The sequence below is a fragment of the Legionella pneumophila subsp. pneumophila str. Philadelphia 1 genome, from assembly GCF_000008485.1.
GTDB classification, from domain to species: Bacteria; Pseudomonadota; Gammaproteobacteria; order Legionellales; family Legionellaceae; genus Legionella; species Legionella pneumophila.
Map to the genome: position 1 here is coordinate 1,002,433 of NC_002942.5, position 20,399 is coordinate 1,022,831.

Below are 20,399 nucleotides of genomic sequence, written 5' to 3' on the forward strand. Positions count from 1 at the left end.
AAAATCTGATTTGATTGTAATACTATGATTGATATCATGAAATTTTCTTGGGCATCGACAGAAGGCAGAAATGGAAATGCATGGATCAATTTTCAGATTGATTATAAACGCTTAACCCCAAGTAATAAGTAAAGTGATTCCAATTTATAGTGGCTTACGCTAACATTAATTATTCAATAGTTAGGAAAAGATCTAAAAATAGGAGTGCTTTTGGGCTGCAAGGAAATATACAGGGAGATTATATAAGTGCTCAAATTGCTTAAACCTAAGCATCGTTCAATTCTTGGCATTGACATCAGTTCTTCCGCAGTGAAAATCCTGGAAATATCAGGTTCCGGAGAGGACATTTGTGTTGAAGGATATGGTCGCGAAGAAATACCTGCCTCTGCCTTAGAAGGAAATATAATTAAGGATGTCGATGTAGTAGCGAATTGTATCAAAAAATTAGTAGAAAGATTGAAGTTTACATCTAAAAATGTGGCATTGGCTGTACCTGATTCGGCTGTTATCAGTAAAGTAGTGCAAATTAATGAAGGGTTAACTGACCTTGAAATGGAAGAGCTTGTCGTTATTGAGGCGGATAAGTACATTCCTTACCCAATAGATGAAATAAACCTGGATTTTGAAGTGTTAGGCCATTCAGCCAAGAGCTCATCACTGCTTGATGTTTTAATCGTGGCATCAAGGGCAGAAAACGTTAATACCCGTGTTGAAGCAGCCCATAGAGCAGGGCTGGAACCCAAAGTTGTTGACGTTGAGTCTTATGCAGTAGAGCGTTCAGTACAACAAATCGCGCAAGAATTACCAGCAAGTGGGCAAGACAAAATTGTTGCAATAGTAGATATTGGAGCCAATTATACTCACTTATTTGTTTTGCATGGTATGCGACTAATCTTTTCAAGAGAAGAAAAATTTGGAGGTATGCAACTTGTTGAAGCTATTGCAGAACACTATCATATGAATTTGGAGCAGGCTATTGCCCTAAAAAATCAGGGTAAACTACCGGAGGACTACGAATCTGCTGTATTAGAACCTTTTAAGGACATGATTCTTTTGCAGATCAAACGTACTTTGCAGTTTTTTTATTCAACCAGTCAACATGGATTTGTAGACCATATTTTATTGGCGGGAGGAATGGCAAGGCAATCAGGATTGGCAGCGCTTATTCAAGAACAGTTAGGAGTGACTACTACAGTGGCAAATCCACTATCCCATATGTCTTTTGGTAAAAAAGTGAATTTGGATGTGATTAACAGTGATGCGCCTACACTGATGGTGGCTTGTGGGTTGGCTTTGAGGCATGTCGAGTAAAAAATGACTGAAATTAATTTATTGCCATGGCGTGAACAAAAACGTGAGCAGGAAAAGAAATTATTTACAACCATGCTATTGATAGGAATTATCATCGCTGCAGCAATTGTTTTTTTAATGAACTCTTATGTTTCTCATTTAATAAGTAATCAAATGAACCGAAATCAGATTTTACAAAAAGAAATTACAGCTTTAGATGAACAGATCAAGGAGATTAAAGCATTAAAACAAATCAGGGAAGGTTTGATTTCAAGAATGTCGATTGTGCAGAATCTGCAGTCAACAAGAACTTTAATGGTTCACTTATTTGATGAATTAATAAAAATTACTCCTCCAGGAGTTTACATAACCAAGATGCAAAGAGAACACGATGTAGTAACACTCTGGGGGTATTCCGAATCGAATACAAGTATTTCTATTTTGATGAGAAATATAGAGGCTAATGTCTGGATACAGAACCCTGTTCTAACTGAAATTAAAAAAAATGTTGAAAAAAAACAGTCTCCAAACAATGAATTTAAATTAAGTTTTGTGCTTAAACCCAAATATTAGGCTGATAAAAATCATGGACACGGTCAATTTAAGTGAATTAACTCTGGAGAATGTCGGGCAGTGGCCAATGCCGGTTAAAATCGGAGTCATTTTAGGTATCAGTATACTGATAATTGGATTAGGGTATTGGCTTATTGTTAAGCCCAATTTTGAGCAATTGGAAATACAGGAAGCCCAGGAAATTGCTTTGAAAACAGAGTTTGAAAAAAAGCAACATCAGGCAGCAAATCTACAAGCTTATCGTAATCAGTTACAGTTAATGAATGAACGCTTTGGGACTATGCTAAAACAACTCCCGGCGAAAAATGAAATGCCAGGGCTTTTGGAGGAAATATCTAAAACGGGGATTGCATCGGGTTTGAAATTTGAATTGTTTGCACCACAACCTGAAGTAGTGCATGATTTTTATGTGGAGTTACCTATAAAAATTACGATTGTCGGATCCTATATGCAATTGGCAAGATTTTTAAGTCGTGTAGCTGAAATGAACAGAATAGTGACTTTGCATGAATTTAGTGTTGAGGGGGTGTCATCCGGAGATGGTAAAACGGTCTCTCAGGATGAATTGGTGATGGCTATCACTGCGAAAATATACAGATATCGGGCACAATGATAATTAAAAATAACCAGACTCTTCTTATATTAGGCTTTTTCGGAAATTCTCTGCGCACTTTACTCACCTCAGAGAATTTCCGAAAAAGCCTATTCACAGCGTTATTGGTTCTATTACTTAGTGCCTGCTCTGGTGATAACAGTGACCTTGTTAAGTACATCAACGAAGTGAAATCAAGACCAGGAAGACCTATCGAGCCTATTCCCAAATTCGCCCCTTTGCCAATTTTTAGATTTCCAGAAAACGACAATAGGCGAAATCCATTCAAGCCTATTGATCAAAAAAAGAGAAATGATATTTATGCCCCAGATAAAAAAAGGCCTAAGCAGCCTTTGGAATCTTTTCCTCTGGATGCTTTAAAATTTGTAGGTACTTTAAAAAAAGACAATGAAATCTGGGCTCTGATTAAACAACCTGACGGTCAGATTAGCCGTGTTAGGGTTGGAGATTACATGGGACAAAATTATGGACGTATTATTTTGATTAAAAATGATCTCATTAAATTGGAAGAAACTGTACAGAAATCAGGAACGTGGGAAAAACAGTCCACCACAATTAATTTGGATACTGGCAAGCAGGAGTGAGGCGTGAGAAAAATTATCGCGATTTTGATATTAATTAGTGCCAGTTTGAGTATGGCATATTCTAAAGATAATTCGCTCATTTCAGTAAAAGTATTGCCATTGCCCGAAAACAGAGTGCGTATTGATTTTCAATTTTCCAAGCCCTTAAAGCAGTTGCCTGCAAGCTTTATTACTCAAAAGCCGCCCCGTTTGGTGTTAGATTTTATCAGCACTGATATGCAAATTCCTTCGGATCAGAAAACTAAAACTATTCAATTAGGCTCATTACACAGTTATAACATTGTTGCTGTTGGTGATAGAGTAAGAGCCATATTGGAACTGGATCGTTCAGTATCCTATTCTGGCAGCACGGCGGGTTCCATTTATAGCCTTGTCCTGAATGGTAAAAGCAATGATTTATTTGAAAATAGCAAGGAGGTATTCATAACGAACCAGGTTGTGAACGCCAAGCACGAAATTAAAAGAATTGATTTTCGTGGTATAGAAAAGCAGGGTGGTAGAGTCTTAATTGACGTTTCTGATACGGGTATTCCAATTGATGTAACTCAAGTTGGGAAAGAAATAGTCGTTAATTTCCTGAATACCAAGATCCCTTTGAATTTAATGAAACGGTATGATGTTTCTGATTTTCACAGCCCTGTGCAGATTATTACGATGCAACAGGAAGGCAAGAAGGTTCGCATGACCATTCTCAGCAAAGGGGATTATGGACATTTTGTGTATCAGGTCAATAAACAATTTATGGTTGATGTCTTTCCTTTAACTGCGGAAGAAATTCGTCAGGCGAAATTAAAGAAACAGGTATTTACCGGTAAACGTATTTCTTTGAATTTCCAGAATATTAGTATTCGGGCTGTACTTCAATTGCTGGCAGATTTTACTGGAATCAATATGGTTGTCAGCGACAAAGTACAAGGAGATATTACGCTTAGATTAAATGATATCCCCTGGGATCAGGCTCTGGATATCATTTTAACCACACAAGGGCTAGATAAGCGCAGAAAAGGCAACGTCATGTTGATAGATACCAAGGCCTCCATGGATAAAATGGAGGAAGAACAACTCAAAAGTCAACAGACAATTGAAAAACTTGAGCCTATCCGTTCTGATTTAATACAGATTAATTATGCAAAGGCAGCAGATATTGCTGTTTTGATCAAGGATAAGCAAAATTCCCTATTATCAGACAGAGGAAAAATAAGTGTTGATGCCAGAACGAATACAATCTGGATTCAGGATACTGGCACCAAAATTGAGGAAGTAAGGGAACTGATAAAGCAATTGGATATCCCTGTTAAGCAAGTGCTTATTGAGGCAAGAATTGTTGAAGTAACTAAAGATTTTAGCCAGGATATTGGGATACGCTGGGGGGTATCAAGACCAACCCACTTAAGTGGTACACTGGAAGGTGCTAACGAGTTAGCGAGAGGCACAGCACCAGCCAATGTTGTCCCCTTGGAAAGAAGGTTAAATCTTGATTTGGCAGCTGCTCCTTTAACTGGAGCTACACCAGCCTCGGTAGGTATTGCGCTAGCTAAACTTAATGATAACATTCTGCTTGATCTGGAATTGTCTGCTTTGGAAAGCGAAGGGCGTGCTGAATTAATATCCAGTCCTCGCCTGATTACTACGAATCAACAGGCAGCAGTCATAGAGTCTGGTGAGGAGATACCCTATCAGGAGGCAACATCAAGTGGAGCGACTGCTGTTGCATTTAAAAAAGCGGTATTGAGTTTGAAAGTTACCCCACAAATTACGCCTGATGGTAAAATTTTGATGGATTTACAGATAAATCAGGATACTCCTTCCCCACAAACATTCCTTGGTGTTCCAGCAATAATAACAAAGGAGATTCAGACGAATGTTCTGGTTAATAATGGACAAACCATAGTACTTGGGGGTATTTATAAGCAAGATAAGAACAAGGTAATCAATAGAATTCCTTTCTTTGGTGAGTTGCCTGTTGTCGGTATTTTATTTAGTAATAGACAAATCACATTGAAAAATGAGGAATTACTGATTTTTATTACTCCAAGAATAATAACGAATGCCTTATCGATTACAACGATAGAGGGACGTGAAAAGGATGTTTATAAATAATCAAGATTGGACTAATTTTATCTCATTAATAAAGATAAAAAACATTAATTTAATAGCAGTGCCTCAACACGGTGAACATGTTATAATTAAAATGTAGCCCGTTATGATGTAATGGCATTTTGAAAAAAATTGCTCATCAGCGATGGATTGGGTAAAGTTGAAGTATCAACTTCAGCGATGGCAGAAAAATGTAATAAATAATTATTTTATATGGGTAATTAATGGTTATCCGTTGTAGAATGTCAGAAGTATTTTAGATAGTAATTGGATGTATTCCTAATTTGTGTTATTTACTTTAAATGCTTCAAATATAAGGTCTTGTGTTATTCTATCGAGGCTGTTGGAGCAGTAAATATCATGAAATCAACTAAGACGTGTATCTAATTTGTTGTTATAATAGCATGGCTAATTATGACAATTCAGTAGAAGAGGTAAGTAAAAAAAAATGAGCATAGTTAAAGTACGAAATATTTTTCTCATTGGTCCGATGGGTGCTGGTAAAAGTACTATAGGACGTGCTTTGGCAAAGGAGCTCAAACTAGAATTCTATGACTCAGATGAAGTAATTGAAGAGCGTGCTGGCGCAGATATATCGTGGATCTTTGATATAGAAGGTGAGGAAGGATTTAGGCGCCGAGAGCAAAAGGTCATTGATGAATTGACTCAAAAAACCAATATAGTATTGGCAACGGGTGGCGGAGTCGTGATTACTCCTGAAAACAGGAATGCCCTGGCAGGCCGTGGCACAGTGATTTATCTCAAAACATCTTTGCAACAGCAATTTGAAAGAACAAAGCGCGATACCAAACGTCCTTTATTACAAACAGAAGATCTTGAGGGACGCCTGGAGTCACTCAGAGATGAGCGAGAACCTTTTTATGACGAATTGGCAGATGTCAGTTTTGAAACAGATAAACTGACTGTAAAAGCTGTAGCAAACAATATAATAAAATACTTATATGGCGAAGTTTGAACTTTATGCCGAGGTTGATGTTTCGATTTCAGGGCATCAATATCCAATAATTATTTGCCGCAATGGTTTAATTGATCCTGAATTAATTAATCGTTTTATCACTTCAAAACAGGTGCTTATTGTTACTAATCGAACAGTGGCACCTTTGTATCTAGGCCATTTGCAATCTGTTTTACCCTCAAAACAATGCGATGTTGTTATTCTGGAAGACGGTGAAGAGCATAAAAATCAGCGCAGTTTATTTACTATTTATGATTCTTTGATTCAAAACAAACATCATAGAGATACCTCAATCATCGCTTTGGGTGGGGGAGTGATTGGTGATATGGCTGGTTTTGCAGCTTCTACGTACCAACGAGGAGTGCGATTTATTCAGCTGCCTACTACGTTATTGGCCCAGGTTGATGCTTCAGTTGGTGGTAAAACAGCGATTAATCATCCTGCCGGTAAAAATATGATTGGCAGTTTTTACCAACCTCAAGCGGTCATAATTGATTTAAATACCTTAAAAACATTACCTGAGCGTGAGTTTCGTGCAGGTATTGCCGAGATGATAAAATACGCTTTGTTGGTTGGCGGCTCTTTTTTTGAACGAATTCAAGAGGCTCTGCAACAAGGATTAACGGTACATAGTCCGGAGTTACCACTACTGATAGCAGAATGTTGTCAAGTTAAAGCTAAAATTGTAGAGCAAGATGAAAGGGAATCCGGGTTGCGTGCTTTGCTTAATCTGGGGCATACTTTTGCTCATGCGTTGGAAACGTATACCGATTATAAAAAGTGGTTACATGGAGAAGCCGTTGCCATAGGTTTATATTGTGCGGCTGTATTATCAGAGAAGAAGGGCTTGCTGGATAAACCAATTGTAGACCAGGTAGAAAAGATGCTTATACATGCTGGTTTGCCTCATAAAATTCCAAACTCCATAGATTTAATTCAATTAAGAGAGTTGATGAGTTTGGATAAGAAAATTAAAAATAATTGTTTACGTTTCGTAATGATTAAAAAACCAGGTGCTTGTTATATTGATGATTCAGTTACAGAAGATTGTTTGCATAATGCACTGATTAATGTGGTAGAAGGAGAACGAAAATGATAGATGGAAAGGAGCCTCTTGATGAGGGAGTTGCCAATCAGCCCAGAACTCTATTCAAACCAGGAGCCTGGCTTGCGAAAGTTGATTTCATTAATCATTTAATTCTCTTTAATAATGTACTAATAACCATTTTGTCAGAGAAAGAGGGTGGAAAAACTTGTTTTAACTCTTTGTTGAAAAGCCATTTGAACCAACAAATTAAATCAGTATCATTTAAGGCAAAACCGCCATTTGACAGTCAAGATATTATCAATGAGTTTGCCAGGCAGTTGCATCTTAATAATAAGGATAACAATATTGGTTCTCTTGCAGCACAAATTAATGAAAGAAAAACGCATGTTTTGCTGATTATTGATGATGCACATCACTTGCCTGAAAGTTTTATCAAGGAAGTGATGATTATTATAAAAAATCAGGAAGATTTTGGATTTTTCCATCTTTGTTTAATTTCTGATTATTCTATCGTTGCCACATTGAATAATCTTGCTGTTGAGCCGTTTAATAATTTAATACACACAATAGAACTCGGAGCATTAAGCGAGACTGAAACCAGAACCTATGTATTACAAAGAGCAATGGCTTCTCATTTAATCAACAGGCCACTTACTGACACGCAATTTAAACAGTTTTATCACTTAACCAAAGGGAACTTATCAAAAATCAATTCAAGCCTGGAATTATTTTTATCCAAGTGCGCTAATGAAAAGCAAAATAATAAAAAGGCAATTTTAAAAAGAATAAGTTTAGTCGCGAGCTTCGCTATTGTTGCAGGATTGTCCTATTTTTATTTTGATAATGTCTATAAAGCACCTGATAATACTCCCAAACTGCCAGATTTAGCTTCTGTAACTACACTTCCACCCATAAAGGACCTTATAAAAACTCCCACACAGCAAGCTGTCCCTAAACAAGAAGCTGTAAGCTATATTGCCTCATGGGAAGATTCTTCAACGAGGCAGTTAGTGCATTATGGGTTACCCAAAAAACAAATTTTAGATGATTTTATGGATGAAGAGGATACTCTTAATACAGTGGCTATTGTAGATAAGGTCGTTGTCATTCCAAAACTGAAAGCTAAAAACATTTCAGAACAGGTCGGGCAAGCGGTAGTTAGTCAATCAAAATTACCTCCTGTTCCTGATTCATCACAAACAAAATTAGCCAGTGAGCAACCAGACATCAAGAAAATTAATAGTAAGCTGTTTACTATACAATTGGCTGCCAGTCATAAAGTAGAGGATATCAACAGGTTTAAGAACCAAAACAAATGGTTAGCTCAGGCAAAAATAAGACATTTTACTAATGCGAAAGGTAGTTGGTACATATTAACTATCGGTGAATATGAGAGCAGGAATCAAGCTCTGTTGAATATAAAAAAACTACCAGGTGAGTTAGCCAAACTAAGTCCATGGATACGATCTGTGGAGGGACTTTCAAACATTGGTTAGACTAAGATAATCAACTTGGATATAGCCGTTAGTTATTGATTGATTCTGGGAAAATAGGCTTAAATCTGCTAATCTTAACTTAGCTATCAGAATTTTAAGGAGAAAAAGATGTATAAAAGGGTATTGTTTGCTACTGACTTTGATGAGGTTGGGGTGCGAGCAGCTGAGAAAGCTAAAAAAATTGCTGACGAGAATGGTGCTGATTTAATTTTAGTTCATGTTGTAGAGCCTATTCCAGCTTATGCTTACCCAGGTTTTGCTGGATTTGCAGAAGTAGAAATGTCTATTCGTGAGCAAGCTGAAAAAGAACTTAATGAATTGGCAGAAAAACTGGGTGTAGATGAAAAGCATCGTTTTATAGAGTATGGTTCAACTAAAAATGAAATCCTAAGGGTAGCAAAAGAACATAAAATTGATTTAATTGTGACAGGAAGTCATGGAAAACATGGCCTTTCTTTATTATTAGGTTCAACCGCTAATGCAATCTTGCACGGTGCTGAATGCGACGTCTTGATTGTAAGACCCAAAATAAGCCACTAAGAACGCCCTCTAACTAAAGAAATTCCGTACTACTTGGTAGTACGGATAATGCTTTATAGATTTCTCAATATCTCAGAAAACCAGTATACTATGTGTTTTTTATTCTGCTGATTAAAACGATTCATGAAATTGTTACGCGGTTCTACTCATTTTGCTATATTTGATAAGGGTGCAGTTGCCACTATTGGCAATTTTGATGGCGTGCATTTAGGGCATCAGCATTTGATTAAGACCCTAAGAGCAAAGGCTGATGAAATGAACTTGCCTTTAGTTATTTTATTGTTTGAGCCTCAGCCTAAAGAGTATTTTCACAGAGAGAAAGCACCAGCACGACTTTCTACCTTGAGAGAAAAAATAGATGTCTTAAACTTATGTCAGGTGGATTACATCTATTGCATCAAGTTTGATGCAAGGCTGGCTCAAACTCCCGCTTTGTATTTTGCTCAGTTTTATTTATTTGAAGCATTGAAAATACGCTACCTTCTGGTTGGCCAGGATTTTCGTTTTGGCAAAAGCAGAGAAGGTGATGTTAATTTACTCAAAACACTAGGTGCTAATTATTCCTGTGAAGTGACAGTGCAATCTGATTTTCTTATAGAAAATGAAAAAATCAGTTCGACGAGAATCAGAGAAGCCTTGCAACAGGGAAATTTACGTTTCGCAGCCAAGTTGTTGGGAAGACCATACAGCATGTGTGGACGTGTTATCAAAGGGGATGGTCGTGGTCGTCAATGGGGGATACCGACAGCCAATTTAGGCATGCATCGTTTATCGATCCCTTTGCAAGGTGTATATGCTGTACAAGTCCATATTAATTCGAATGTTTTTTATGGGGTTGCAAATATTGGAAAGCGGCCAACTGTAGCTGGAACCAAAAATATTTTGGAGGTCCATTTATTTGATTTTCACGGATCTCTGTATGGTCAGCTAGTGCAGGTAATTTTCTTGCACAAACTTCGAGATGAAGTTAAATTCTCAAGTGTGGAAGCGTTAATTACGCAGATTAATAGTGACATCATATTGGCAAAGGCCTATTTAAAACAGAATTGGCTTGATAGTGTGATTGATTCATCGAATGATGTTGCGAATGGAATCAATAATACCGTTTAATTTACCCTTAATCCGGGTATTTTTTGTAAGCTCCCTTTGGGCTGTGCAGACGAAACAGAACAAGGGCATTTAAAATTATCAAAAACTTAATGATTTGGCAGAGTAGGCACCTATGGCAGAATATAAAGATACTTTAAACCTTCCAAACACTTCATTTCCAATGAAAGCAAGTTTGTCAGTGCGAGAACCTGAAATGTTGGCGGATTGGCAAGCAAAGGGAATTTATCAGAAAATTCGTAAAGCTCGTGTTGGAAGTAAGCGATTTATTTTGCATGATGGTCCGCCCTATGCCAACGGGCATCTCCACTGTGGGCATGCGCTCAATAAAATTCTCAAAGATATTATTATTAAATCAAAAACCTTTAGTGGTTTTGATGCCCCCTTTGTCCCCGGTTGGGATTGTCATGGCTTGCCTATAGAATTGAATGTAGAAAAAAAAGTAGGTAAAGCAGGGAGCAAGATTAGTCCAAGAGAATTTCGTGCCAAATGTCGAGAATACGCAGCAAGCCAAATTGATATACAAAGAGATGAGTTTCAACGATTGGGAGTCTTGGGAGACTGGTATAACCCTTATGTGACTATGGATTATCATTATGAAGCCAATATAGTAAGAGCTTTAGGTTTAATGATTAAAAATGGCCATTTACAACAAGGCTTTAAACCCGTTCATTGGTGTATAGATTGCGGATCCGCGTTGGCTGAAGCAGAGGTGGATTATGAGGATAAAACTTCTCCATCCATTGATGTGGCGTTCTCAGCAGTAAATCCATCCGAGTTCCTTAATTGCTTTGGAACTCAGCCAGCGGTGAAACCATTAATTCTGCCTATTTGGACTACAACGCCATGGACATTGCCAGCTAACGAAGCGGTTTGTTTGCATCCTGAAATTGATTATGCATTGATTGATGCAGGTAATTCTTATTATATCGTGGCTACTGATTTGGTTGAGTCGGTTATGGCACGTTATGGAATCAGCCATTACAAAACATCGGGCTCCGCTAAGGGGCGAGTCTTTGAGCATTTTAAACTGCAGCACCCATTTTATAAGCGTCAGGTTCCCGTAGTTCTTGCTGAGCATGTGACAACAGAATCTGGTACGGGTTGTGTACATACTGCACCTGCTCATGGCCCTGATGACTATTTGGTAGGCCAGTCCTATCAGTTGCCGTTAATAAATCCTGTTATGGCCAATGGATGTTTTGCTGAGAATGTGGAGTTATTTGCAGGCATTTCTGTATTGAAAGCGAATGAGACTATTCTGACAGTTTTGTCGGAACGGAATGTTTTGTTAGCTAGTGAATCTATCAGGCACAGTTATCCGCATTGTTGGCGTCATAAATCGCCAATGATATTTCTGGCTACGCCCCAGTGGTTTGTCTCAATGGATAAATCCAATTTGCGGCAAGCAATAATTAACGAGATAGATAAGGTTAACTGGGTTCCTGACTGGGGTAAGGCGCGCATCAGTAATATGGTTGAAAATAGGCCTGACTGGTGTATATCAAGGCAGAGATCTTGGGGAACACCCATGCCATTGTTTGTGCATAAAACCACCAGAGAATTACATCCTGATACTTTGGAGTTAATAGAGAAGGTTGCTGTGATGATTGAGAAATCAGGCATAGACGCCTGGTTTGATCTGGATAGCTCTGAGTTGCTTGGCGATGATGCCAAACACTATGATAAAATCACAGACACCATGGATGTTTGGCTAGATTCCGGAATATCACATTATAGCGTTTTAAAACATAATAATGATTTAGATTTTCCGGCTGATGTCTATTTTGAAGGATCCGACCAGCATAGAGGTTGGTTTAATTCCTCATTAACAACTGCAGTTGCAATGTATGGAGTTGCTGCTTACAAAACCGTATTAACTCATGGGTATACTGTTGATGCTGAGGGAAAAAAACTATCAAAGTCTAAAGGAAATTATGTTGCTCTAGATAAATTAGTGAATCAGCATGGTGCGGATATTTTAAGATTATGGGTAGCGTCAACTGATTATCGTCATGAAGTAAGTATTTCTGAGGAAATCATTAAGCGTAACGCGGATGCTTATCGAAGAATTCGTAATACAGCGCGATTTTTATTAGCTAATTTATTTGACTTTAATCCAGCCAGTGATTGCATTGATGCCAAGGAGTTATTAGAGCTGGACAGGTGGGCTCTAAAGCGTTGCCAACTTTTACAAGAAGAAATAATTACTGCCTATGAAAATTACCACTTCCATTTGATTTACCAGAAAATACACAACTTCTGCGCAGTGGATATGGGTAGTTTTTATTTGGATTTGATAAAGGACAGGCAATACACCACAGCAAAAGACAGTATAGCGAGACGATCTTGCCAAACAGCGATGTATCATATGGTCAAAGCATTCACTATCTGGTTAGCGCCTATCTTATCTTTTACAGCTGAGGAAATATGGCAAACAATACCTGGGAATAATAGCGAATCTATTTTTATTGAGCATTGGTATGATGCCTGGCCAACTATTGACGCAGTGAACATGGAGGATTGGGAACAGCTGCATATCGTTCGTGATGAAGTAAACAAGGCTTTAGAAGAAACCAGGCAAAGAGGTGAAATTGGTTCTGCATTGGCGGCTGAGGTAACTGTTTATGCTGATGCCAAGGCATTACCAAAATTAACGCGTTTAGGCGAAGAGTTACGCTTTTTATTCATTACATCAGAAGCCAAAGCTTGCCCAATTAGTCAATCCCCCAAAGGATTAGCTGTTACTGATTGTGGGGTATCAATACAGGTTACAGCCAGCGTTCACGAAAAGTGTGCTCGATGTTGGCATAGACGGGAAGATGTTGGTCAAAATCAAGAGCATCCTGAACTGTGCTTGCGCTGTGTAGGAAACATCAGCGGATATCATGAAGAGAGGCTTTACATATGAAAAAATGGCCTTGGCTTGTACTTAGTTTTTTAGTAATTATCTGTGATCAGTTAAGTAAGTATTGGGTTGGGGTGTTGTTAACTCCATATAAACCCATGCCAGTTATGCCTATGTTGAATTTCACTTTAGCTTTTAACACAGGCGCTGCTTTTAGTTTTTTAAGCGGCGCAGGCGATTGGCATAGGTGGTTTTTTGCAGGGTTTAGTTTTTTAATGAGTATTATTTTGCTGATTTGGTTAGTACGTACTCCAGAACAGGCACGATTTCAATCTGTTGGGATAAGTCTTATTCTAGGAGGCGCTATTGGCAACTTGATTGACAGAGGTCTTCATGGTTATGTGATTGATTTTATTGACGTTTATTATAAACACCACCATTTTGCCACGTTCAACTTGGCCGATAGCGCTATATGTATAGGAGCCGCAATTTTAGTTCTGGATTTATTGATTCGTAGGGAATAGACTCAAACTGCCTAGGAAATAATGTCATAAGTTAGTGTCCTCATGTTTGACTATCCTCTAACAGTCGGGTTTGTGTTCTGGTTAGATGCAAATAATCCTGAAAGCACAGAATAGATGGCTATTTTCATTCAAGATGAGCAAAACAAGGACTTTGTTGGTAGGAGGCTGATCTCTTACAGAAATAATAGTGCCGAAGTGGTTTAGTATCTTAGCCATTTTCTAAGTCAAAATACTATACCAAAGCTTGTCATGCATTATTAATGGAAAACAATGCTTACCAATTAGAATCGATTTATTTTCAGATAATTGATTGTGCCAACCTAACTAATCCATTCAGTTGCTTATGGTCAGGGTTATGAATAATTACTGCTGCTACAGCTGGCAAGTTTAGGAAAAGCTCAGCTTCATTCCAGTCAATTTCAGCTGGGAACAGATTTAATCCTGGTAAATATTTGCTTAGAGCATTACAAAATGTCAGATTGGCAGGGTAGGGTCGCACTTGTTTAAATCCAATATTCGCTGCGGCCATAGCTTCTGATATGGTAGCTACACTTGGAAAATAGCACATCGAATAAACACTTGCAGTTTGGGCTATAGAAGCTAAAAAGCCGGGGCTAGAGGCAAAATGTACACCCGCCTGGTAGCATTGCTCTAATTGTTGAGTATCAATTATGCCGCCGGCTCCAATTTTTAGAGATGGGTATTGTGTTTTAATCTTTACCAATAAATTGGTATCGGTCGAGTTGATCTCTACTAAATCCAAATCGGAATTTGCAATTTGATCGAGTCTGTCAAATAAAAAATTATCGATATCCAGTGATATGATCACAGATTGATTACCTAAGATTTTTTCAATAATCATGTTTTATTCCGAAAATTCTGCAATAATCTTTCAATGTTAGAAGACTTGCTGATTGTTGGCAAGGGTATTGATAAGAAAAACAACAATTTGTTTGATGATGAGGTGGGGAGGGGTAGAGCACCCTGAATTATGATTCTCAGATAATAATCCAGGGTAGGGAGATGAAAGATAATTCTATCTTATGATGTCTTGAATGGAGATAAAGACGGGGTAGGGTTAAATCGTTGCTCAAGGACTTCATCTGTTTTGCTTCTTATAGAAGTAACACTGGGTTTTGTAGTATCTACCCCATATTGCTCAAGAGTTTGCAGCATACGTTGCATAGTTTGAAACGGTATTGCTCCAGAGCGCGGCACTTCCTTAAGTAGTTCACCAGTAAAATAAGTACGCGCTTTTGGATCGGCAATTTTAATACTGAGCGCCAGCAGATCATCAAAGGTAACTTTAACATTTTCATTTTTTTTCATTTCATCTATCTTCGTCTTGAAAAAAGTAGTCACTGACGCCAAGCTCGGGGTTGGTTTCGGTGAACTGGTTGTACTTCCTCCAGAAGGTGTTAAGACAGGTGATTCAGTATCTAAAGTTGGTTGGTTGAGTTGATTTAAAGCCACACCAACTGTAGATTGAAGTTTACTTATGTTATTGGCTATTTCTATTTTTTCTTTTCCATTGTCTTCTAATTGTTGTTTCGTCTCTTCAACTCTTTCTTTATGAATGGTTGTTTCTAAACCTTTATTATGATGTACTAATTTCTTGACGGTCATTGGTGTTTCATACTGAAGTTTATGAAAATCATGCTCAGCTTTTTTTTGTTTTTCCGGACTGTCTTTGATAGATTCCCAGTCTTCACCTTGTTTTAAAAGATAAAATTTGCCGTCTTTTTCAAGTATTTTTTGTTCTTTATGGATAGGATAGAATTTACCGCCTAAATTAAACAGTTGTTGATCTTTACCTATCACGTAATGCGCATCATTTAATGATGTCACTTCCTCTCCTTTCTCATTAAAAAAGGATTTTTCTTTTCTATGTACTGCAAGCATATCTTGTAGATTTGCCAATTTTAAATTTAATCCATTATGTTTATGCAGCAATTTGGTGGCTTCCTCGTTTTCTTTGGGATCTGTGCTCATAATAAGATTATTTATTGTTTCCAATTGTTTTTCCATTTCCAAACTAAGCTTATGAATTAGAGCTTCCATCTTGATGGTTGCAAGATCATGTTTAGATTGGCTATAGTCTTTTTGGGCTTTTTCTAATGCTGCAGGATTATTCTTAATGGCATCCCATTGACCTTTTTGCAGGAGATAGAATTGTCCTTCATGTTCTACTACTTCCTGGTCTTTATTAATGGCCAGGTGCGCGTCTTTTAATGAGCTGACCGGGTTTCCTTTTTCGTTAACATAGGATTTTTTACCTGTATGAGCGTCATGCAAAACTTGCAGGTTAGCCAGTTTTGCTTTTATGTCATGATGCTCACGCTGTAAGGATTGAACGGTTTTCTCATCGCCTTTATGCTTTTCCATCAGTTGAGTGAGTTTCTCACTGTCTTTGCTGAAGGCTTCCATTTTTTCATTAATTTCGGATAGTGATAACTCTTCAGAATCAGTGAGAAGTTTTTCAAACCCTTCCAAATTTTCTTCATAGGTTTTGTACTTGTCTTCAAGATCTTTGCCTTGACGTTCCAGCTTATCCAGTTTTTTTTCTAATTCTTCGCCTTTCTTAATATTCTCTTGAGCACGTTTAATAGCTTGTTCATATTCATCCAGCATTTTTTGAATTTCTTTATCAGCTTGCGAAGTGGATGAAGTGGACTGTTGGCTTGGCTTGCTTGCTTTTTCAGCATTTTTTATGGCTTTTTCATTGTATTCCCGAATAATTTCTTTGACTTTTTCCGCAGCATGGGATTTTTTGGATAAATACCACAAAAACAATGCGGCCATTAATCGGCGTTTAAAGAGCTCATGCTCCATTCTGTCTTGTTGATTTTGTAGATTGATGTTTCTTTGCAGAGCCATTTGGGCGCCTAATTCAGCTATTACGTCTTTACCCGCCGGAGATAAAAGAAATTTTTTGACCTGGGATGCGTTTTTTAACCCTTCTCGGCCCAGATTAATGGTGGAGCCTCTGTCTTCCTTAGCCTGTGGATCAAGCAAGCTGGATTCTATCCATTTCTCAAAAGAAGTTTTAAAGGGCTTGACTGGCTCATTGGGTTGAGATTCTTTTTTAGTGGTGGGCATTGATAGCTTATCTTCTTTTTTACTATCCTCAACACGCATTTTTTCTAAAACAGGTTCCTTTTCCTTGGTTTTTACGGATTCAAGACTCCCTTCTGATGTTTTAACTTGATGTGATTTGTTATCTTTTGCCATAAGTAGGATCCTTAATCAATCGCCCCCAGTTATCTTATATTATACACAATGTTGACCAATAAAGCATCAGTTTATTCATGTTTTAACAGGATCATATCATTTACTATCGTGCGATCTTGAGTTTGCAACTCATGCATGATTGGAGCCGTTTTTTGCTGAATATTAGTATTTCATCTTAGAAGCAAGTAGAATAATTTGCAAATAAAAACCATGAAATCAATGCAATTAGATTTGGAAGTGTTTAGATAGTCAGTGTATGTTCTTGAGGCATTGTGTCTGGTGTTTGTGTGGTACCATGAAACAGACCTGGAAAATGCAGTTGTTGGGATTTCGGATTATCTTTGACTTTATTGGTGGAGCTCCTTTCGTCCAATAATAAATTGCGTAACAAGCAGTGACTGTCTGAGTGAGGAATTAATTCGCAACGTCTGGGATCATCGAAATAGTATTGATTATCCTGCACCATTTTATGTGTCAGTATATCCTCATCATGGAATGCCCATTGATATACTTTTCCACGATTTATTTCTATTAAGGAAAGCAAATATTGCTTTAATTCACCCGCTTTGCTATCTATGTGGTTACATAAGGTAGTCAGCCCATATGCGCTTGTTGAGAACAAAACTCCTGCTGAATGATCCCAAATCTGTCCGAAGTGATAAAGGATAGTACCGGTAGAATAAGCAAGAAGTCGGGAAATAGGGTTAATAATAGATAAATTTATTCTTATTGTTAGTGAAAGTATGTCTATCATAGGGAGAATCAAAATATTTTTAATCAGCTGCAGGAGGGGTAAAAAAAGCAGCCTTATGCCATTAATGCCTATGTTTGTGACTGGATTATCTGAAAAATGGCCAAAAGGGGAAGTAAATCCATAAAGAGGGGAAAGCGTAAATTCAGATATGAAGTTATTTGTGGATGGACGCTCTGCTATATCGATGAGTAATTTCCCAATCGCACTGAAGTTACCTAATACAGACAGTAATTTGCGGAAAAAATTGGTAATTCCTCTAAAAGGGACGTGTATTAAAAGCGAACTAGCCTCAAGTAAGGGGATGGTTAAAATAGCTAAAATAAGATCAACACTTGCGGCTAAAGTTTGTTTACCCAGTTGTTTTATCAATTTGCCACTTTTTTTCCAGCCATTTATAAATCCATCAAAAAAACCATAGTAAAAACCTTCAAAAAAAGGTGCAACCAATAATTTTCCAATATTTATAATATTCTTGCAAAACCACTTGCAAGTCCCAAGGAACCAGTCATCACCCGGGTGCATAATGGTATCATAGATAGCGGCACCTCCTTTACCTCCAAGAGCAGCATAATTGGTATAAGGAAAGTCACCCATTTCATGTTGTAGTGAAGGAATCGCTTTTGTTAAACCATAACCAAGGCTAAGCGCTAAAGATACAATAATAGCAATTTCTGCCGGGTCTTCTTTCAGGACAGAGACAGCATCGACAAAGAACTTATCCAAATTGCCGCTCACTACCATACCTTGCCAGAGAGTTACAGAGGCAGAAATAGCTTCTGAAGTCTTGCCATGATTCATCAAGTGAGCCAATTTTTGCACAGGCTCAATTCCATAAATCAAGCCACTTAAGTGCAGCTTTTTTAAAATGTCAGCGAGAACATTGGGTGCGAGTACAGCTCCTGCGCCATAGACATAAGCTGCCATGGCAAGAGTTCCAATCATAGGGTTACGTTCGCTAGTGTCTATAAAAAATCCGGCTAAATGGCGTACTACGCCCAAAGCTCTGTGCAAAGGATTTTCATAGGTGTGCACAGTAGGGGGATGGTTCGCTCTTGCAATGACATAGGGGCTGTTGTTGATCTGATCACTAATGAACTCTTCAAGAGTTTGACCATTCGCGAGAAGTCCATGATTTTGGAGCGCTTCATGCAGAGAGGTTCTTTTAATTTTTTTGGATTTTGGACGCTGATCTCTTTCTGAAAGATGTTGTTTAGGGGCATGAGTTGCATGCACATGATTAAAAAATTCTTCATGCAGGTCATGTATGATGAATTGGCTCATGCTTTTGTAAAAACCTTTAAAAAAATCAGGTATACGGGAAATAAAAGCTTTGAAACGGAGGCTGATTCTTTCAGGCAAGTAAAGATGTCTTTTGCTGATTTGGCTTAAAATATATAAATCCTCTCCATCCGGCAAAGGATAAAAGAGTTGATCATGAATAAAATATTTGAGATGAATCAGCTTATTTTCGAGTCTTAACAGAACGGCATTTTTTTGAGGCACAATAACCCAATTACCATTAGGTAAGTGGCTTAGTAATCTTTTCGCCTCTTTTATACTGCTTACCTCTGTCTGTTGTGCTGAGTTTTCCACTAGATGATTTACCATCGCAGCCAGACTATTATAACCTCTTTGAGGCAGTCCTTTGAGTTTGTAGTAAGGCGTTATTTTGGTAATAGATACTCCATCAGAGCGTTTTTGTATTTCAGTTTTATGACTTGGTTTTGTTGTGATTGCCAGATAATTAATCCAATCGTGACCGTCATGCCAAAGTTTACTTATGAATCGTTCCAGTTTTGCAAAGCGATTGGCCGGGATGTTGTTTAATGCTGGCGCAGGGCAGAGTTGGTATTGCTGACAAATTACCCTGAGCGCATCGTCAAGCTCACTGCTACTGTGCCCAATATGGATTTCACTATCCCAAACAAAACAAGGAGTAATTGGTTTTCCAAGTTGTGTTTTAGTCACTTTGGTAAAGTCCATTTGATCCTGGCGAGAAACAGAAAAAACTCGGTTAAACCGATAATGCTGTGCTGTTTTGTGCGCATCATATAGCATATAACCAAAACTTCCTTCTGAAACCACAGGATTATTGGCTATCATTCGATTGTCGTTCTGGCAATGTTCAATAATGGAAATGATTTTTCTTCTTAACTCCTCCTGTCCAGCATGATCATGAGGTTTTAATTGTCTTTCTTTTTTCAATAGATGGTTTAAGGAACGGATGCAAGCATTAGCCAGGTTAATTTTTTCTTCCTGCTCATGGCTTAGGGGTTTTTTATAGCTTTCAGCTTGAACTTTATAGCGATTGATGTGATTTATAACATCAGCAACTAGCGAAGATGGTCTGTCTCCCGGAAGAATTTTTAACAGTTCAGGGTTATGAGTGAATAGCATCAGCTGAACTGTTTTCTTGTTGTGATTGGCTATTAAGCGTAGTCTGTCTCCTCCAGGAAGGAGATATTCCATATTATAATTACCATAAAATACTGTACCGGCTTCGTGACTGAAAATACTTCCAGTGATAGTTGGCATCGCTTTGTGTGTGTGCGGAGTAACTCTGAGTGGAATAATAACTTGAGTTTGGCCATCAGTAGTTTCAAAATCAGGCATAAAGATTTATTTGTTTTAATATATGGTAAAAGGATATTGTCATTAATTTAGTGATTTTTTATCGCTTAAGTTGGTTTTGAAGAAAAGTAAAGCCCATTTAAGCTA

15 protein-coding genes are annotated in these 20,399 nt (G+C 37.9%); 12 read left to right on the top strand and 3 right to left on the bottom strand.

Features of this window, described 5'->3' with window-relative positions:
- The first annotated feature begins 246 nt into the window (after positions 1 to 246).
- From pilM to lspA, 12 genes are all read left to right on the top strand, one after another.
- On the top strand, positions 247 to 1,311 hold the full coding sequence (pilM, locus tag LPG_RS04600; RefSeq protein WP_010946662.1) for a type IV pilus assembly protein PilM: 1,065 nt from the start codon (positions 247 to 249) through the stop codon (positions 1,309 to 1,311).
- Positions 1,312 to 1,314: 3 nt separating this feature from the next.
- A complete protein-coding gene (locus LPG_RS04605; RefSeq protein ID WP_010946663.1) occupies positions 1,315 to 1,863 on the top strand; it encodes a PilN domain-containing protein in 549 nt (182 codons plus the stop codon).
- 13 nt (positions 1,864 to 1,876) lie between these two features.
- Positions 1,877 to 2,476, top strand: coding sequence for a type 4a pilus biogenesis protein PilO (locus LPG_RS04610; protein ID WP_014841277.1), 600 nt, complete (start codon positions 1,877 to 1,879; stop codon positions 2,474 to 2,476).
- Complete coding sequence (locus LPG_RS04615; protein WP_010946665.1) at positions 2,473 to 3,060, top strand: pilus assembly protein PilP; 588 nt, start codon at positions 2,473 to 2,475, stop codon at positions 3,058 to 3,060. Before LPG_RS04610 ends, LPG_RS04615 begins: the two co-directional genes overlap by 4 nt.
- Positions 3,061 to 3,063: 3 nt before the next feature.
- The gene (gene pilQ, locus LPG_RS04620) at positions 3,064 to 5,160 is read left to right on the top strand and encodes a type IV pilus secretin PilQ (protein WP_010946666.1); all 2,097 of its coding nucleotides are present in this window, start codon (positions 3,064 to 3,066) and stop codon (positions 5,158 to 5,160) included.
- Between the two features lie 445 nt (positions 5,161 to 5,605).
- On the top strand, positions 5,606 to 6,133 hold the full coding sequence (aroK, locus tag LPG_RS04625) for a shikimate kinase AroK (protein WP_010946667.1): 528 nt from the start codon (positions 5,606 to 5,608) through the stop codon (positions 6,131 to 6,133).
- Positions 6,120 to 7,229, top strand: a complete 1,110-nt coding sequence (gene aroB, locus LPG_RS04630) for a 3-dehydroquinate synthase (protein ID WP_010946668.1) — start codon at positions 6,120 to 6,122, stop codon at positions 7,227 to 7,229. The genes aroK and aroB overlap by 14 nt, the downstream gene beginning before the upstream one ends.
- The gene (locus LPG_RS04635; protein ID WP_010946669.1) at positions 7,226 to 8,677 is read left to right on the top strand and encodes an SPOR domain-containing protein; all 1,452 of its coding nucleotides are present in this window, start codon (positions 7,226 to 7,228) and stop codon (positions 8,675 to 8,677) included. The genes aroB and LPG_RS04635 overlap by 4 nt, the downstream gene beginning before the upstream one ends.
- Before the next feature lie 108 nt (positions 8,678 to 8,785).
- On the top strand, positions 8,786 to 9,217 hold the full coding sequence (locus tag LPG_RS04640) for a universal stress protein (protein WP_010946670.1): 432 nt from the start codon (positions 8,786 to 8,788) through the stop codon (positions 9,215 to 9,217).
- Positions 9,218 to 9,340: 123 nt separating this feature from the next.
- A complete protein-coding gene (ribF, locus tag LPG_RS04645; RefSeq protein WP_010946671.1) occupies positions 9,341 to 10,327 on the top strand; it encodes a bifunctional riboflavin kinase/FAD synthetase in 987 nt (328 codons plus the stop codon).
- Between the two features lie 112 nt (positions 10,328 to 10,439).
- The gene (gene ileS / locus LPG_RS04650) at positions 10,440 to 13,235 is read left to right on the top strand and encodes an isoleucine--tRNA ligase (RefSeq protein ID WP_010946672.1); all 2,796 of its coding nucleotides are present in this window, start codon (positions 10,440 to 10,442) and stop codon (positions 13,233 to 13,235) included.
- A complete protein-coding gene (gene lspA, locus LPG_RS04655; RefSeq protein WP_011946027.1) occupies positions 13,232 to 13,696 on the top strand; it encodes a signal peptidase II in 465 nt (154 codons plus the stop codon). The genes ileS and lspA overlap by 4 nt, the downstream gene beginning before the upstream one ends.
- Positions 13,697 to 13,994: 298 nt before the next feature.
- Here lspA and LPG_RS04660 read toward each other — a convergent pair whose 3' ends face one another.
- The 3 genes from LPG_RS04660 to LPG_RS04670 form a co-directional block, all read right to left on the bottom strand.
- Positions 13,995 to 14,558, bottom strand: a complete 564-nt coding sequence (locus LPG_RS04660; RefSeq protein WP_010946674.1) for a 2-dehydro-3-deoxyphosphooctonate aldolase — start codon at positions 14,556 to 14,558, stop codon at positions 13,995 to 13,997.
- A gap of 179 nt (positions 14,559 to 14,737) precedes the next feature.
- Positions 14,738 to 16,927, bottom strand: a complete 2,190-nt coding sequence (gene lidA, locus LPG_RS04665) for a Dot/Icm T4SS effector LidA (protein ID WP_010946675.1) — start codon at positions 16,925 to 16,927, stop codon at positions 14,738 to 14,740.
- Positions 16,928 to 17,168: 241 nt separating this feature from the next.
- Positions 17,169 to 20,294, bottom strand: a complete 3,126-nt coding sequence (locus tag LPG_RS04670; RefSeq protein ID WP_010946676.1) for a hypothetical protein — start codon at positions 20,292 to 20,294, stop codon at positions 17,169 to 17,171.
- Positions 20,295 to 20,399: the final 105 nt, after the last annotated feature.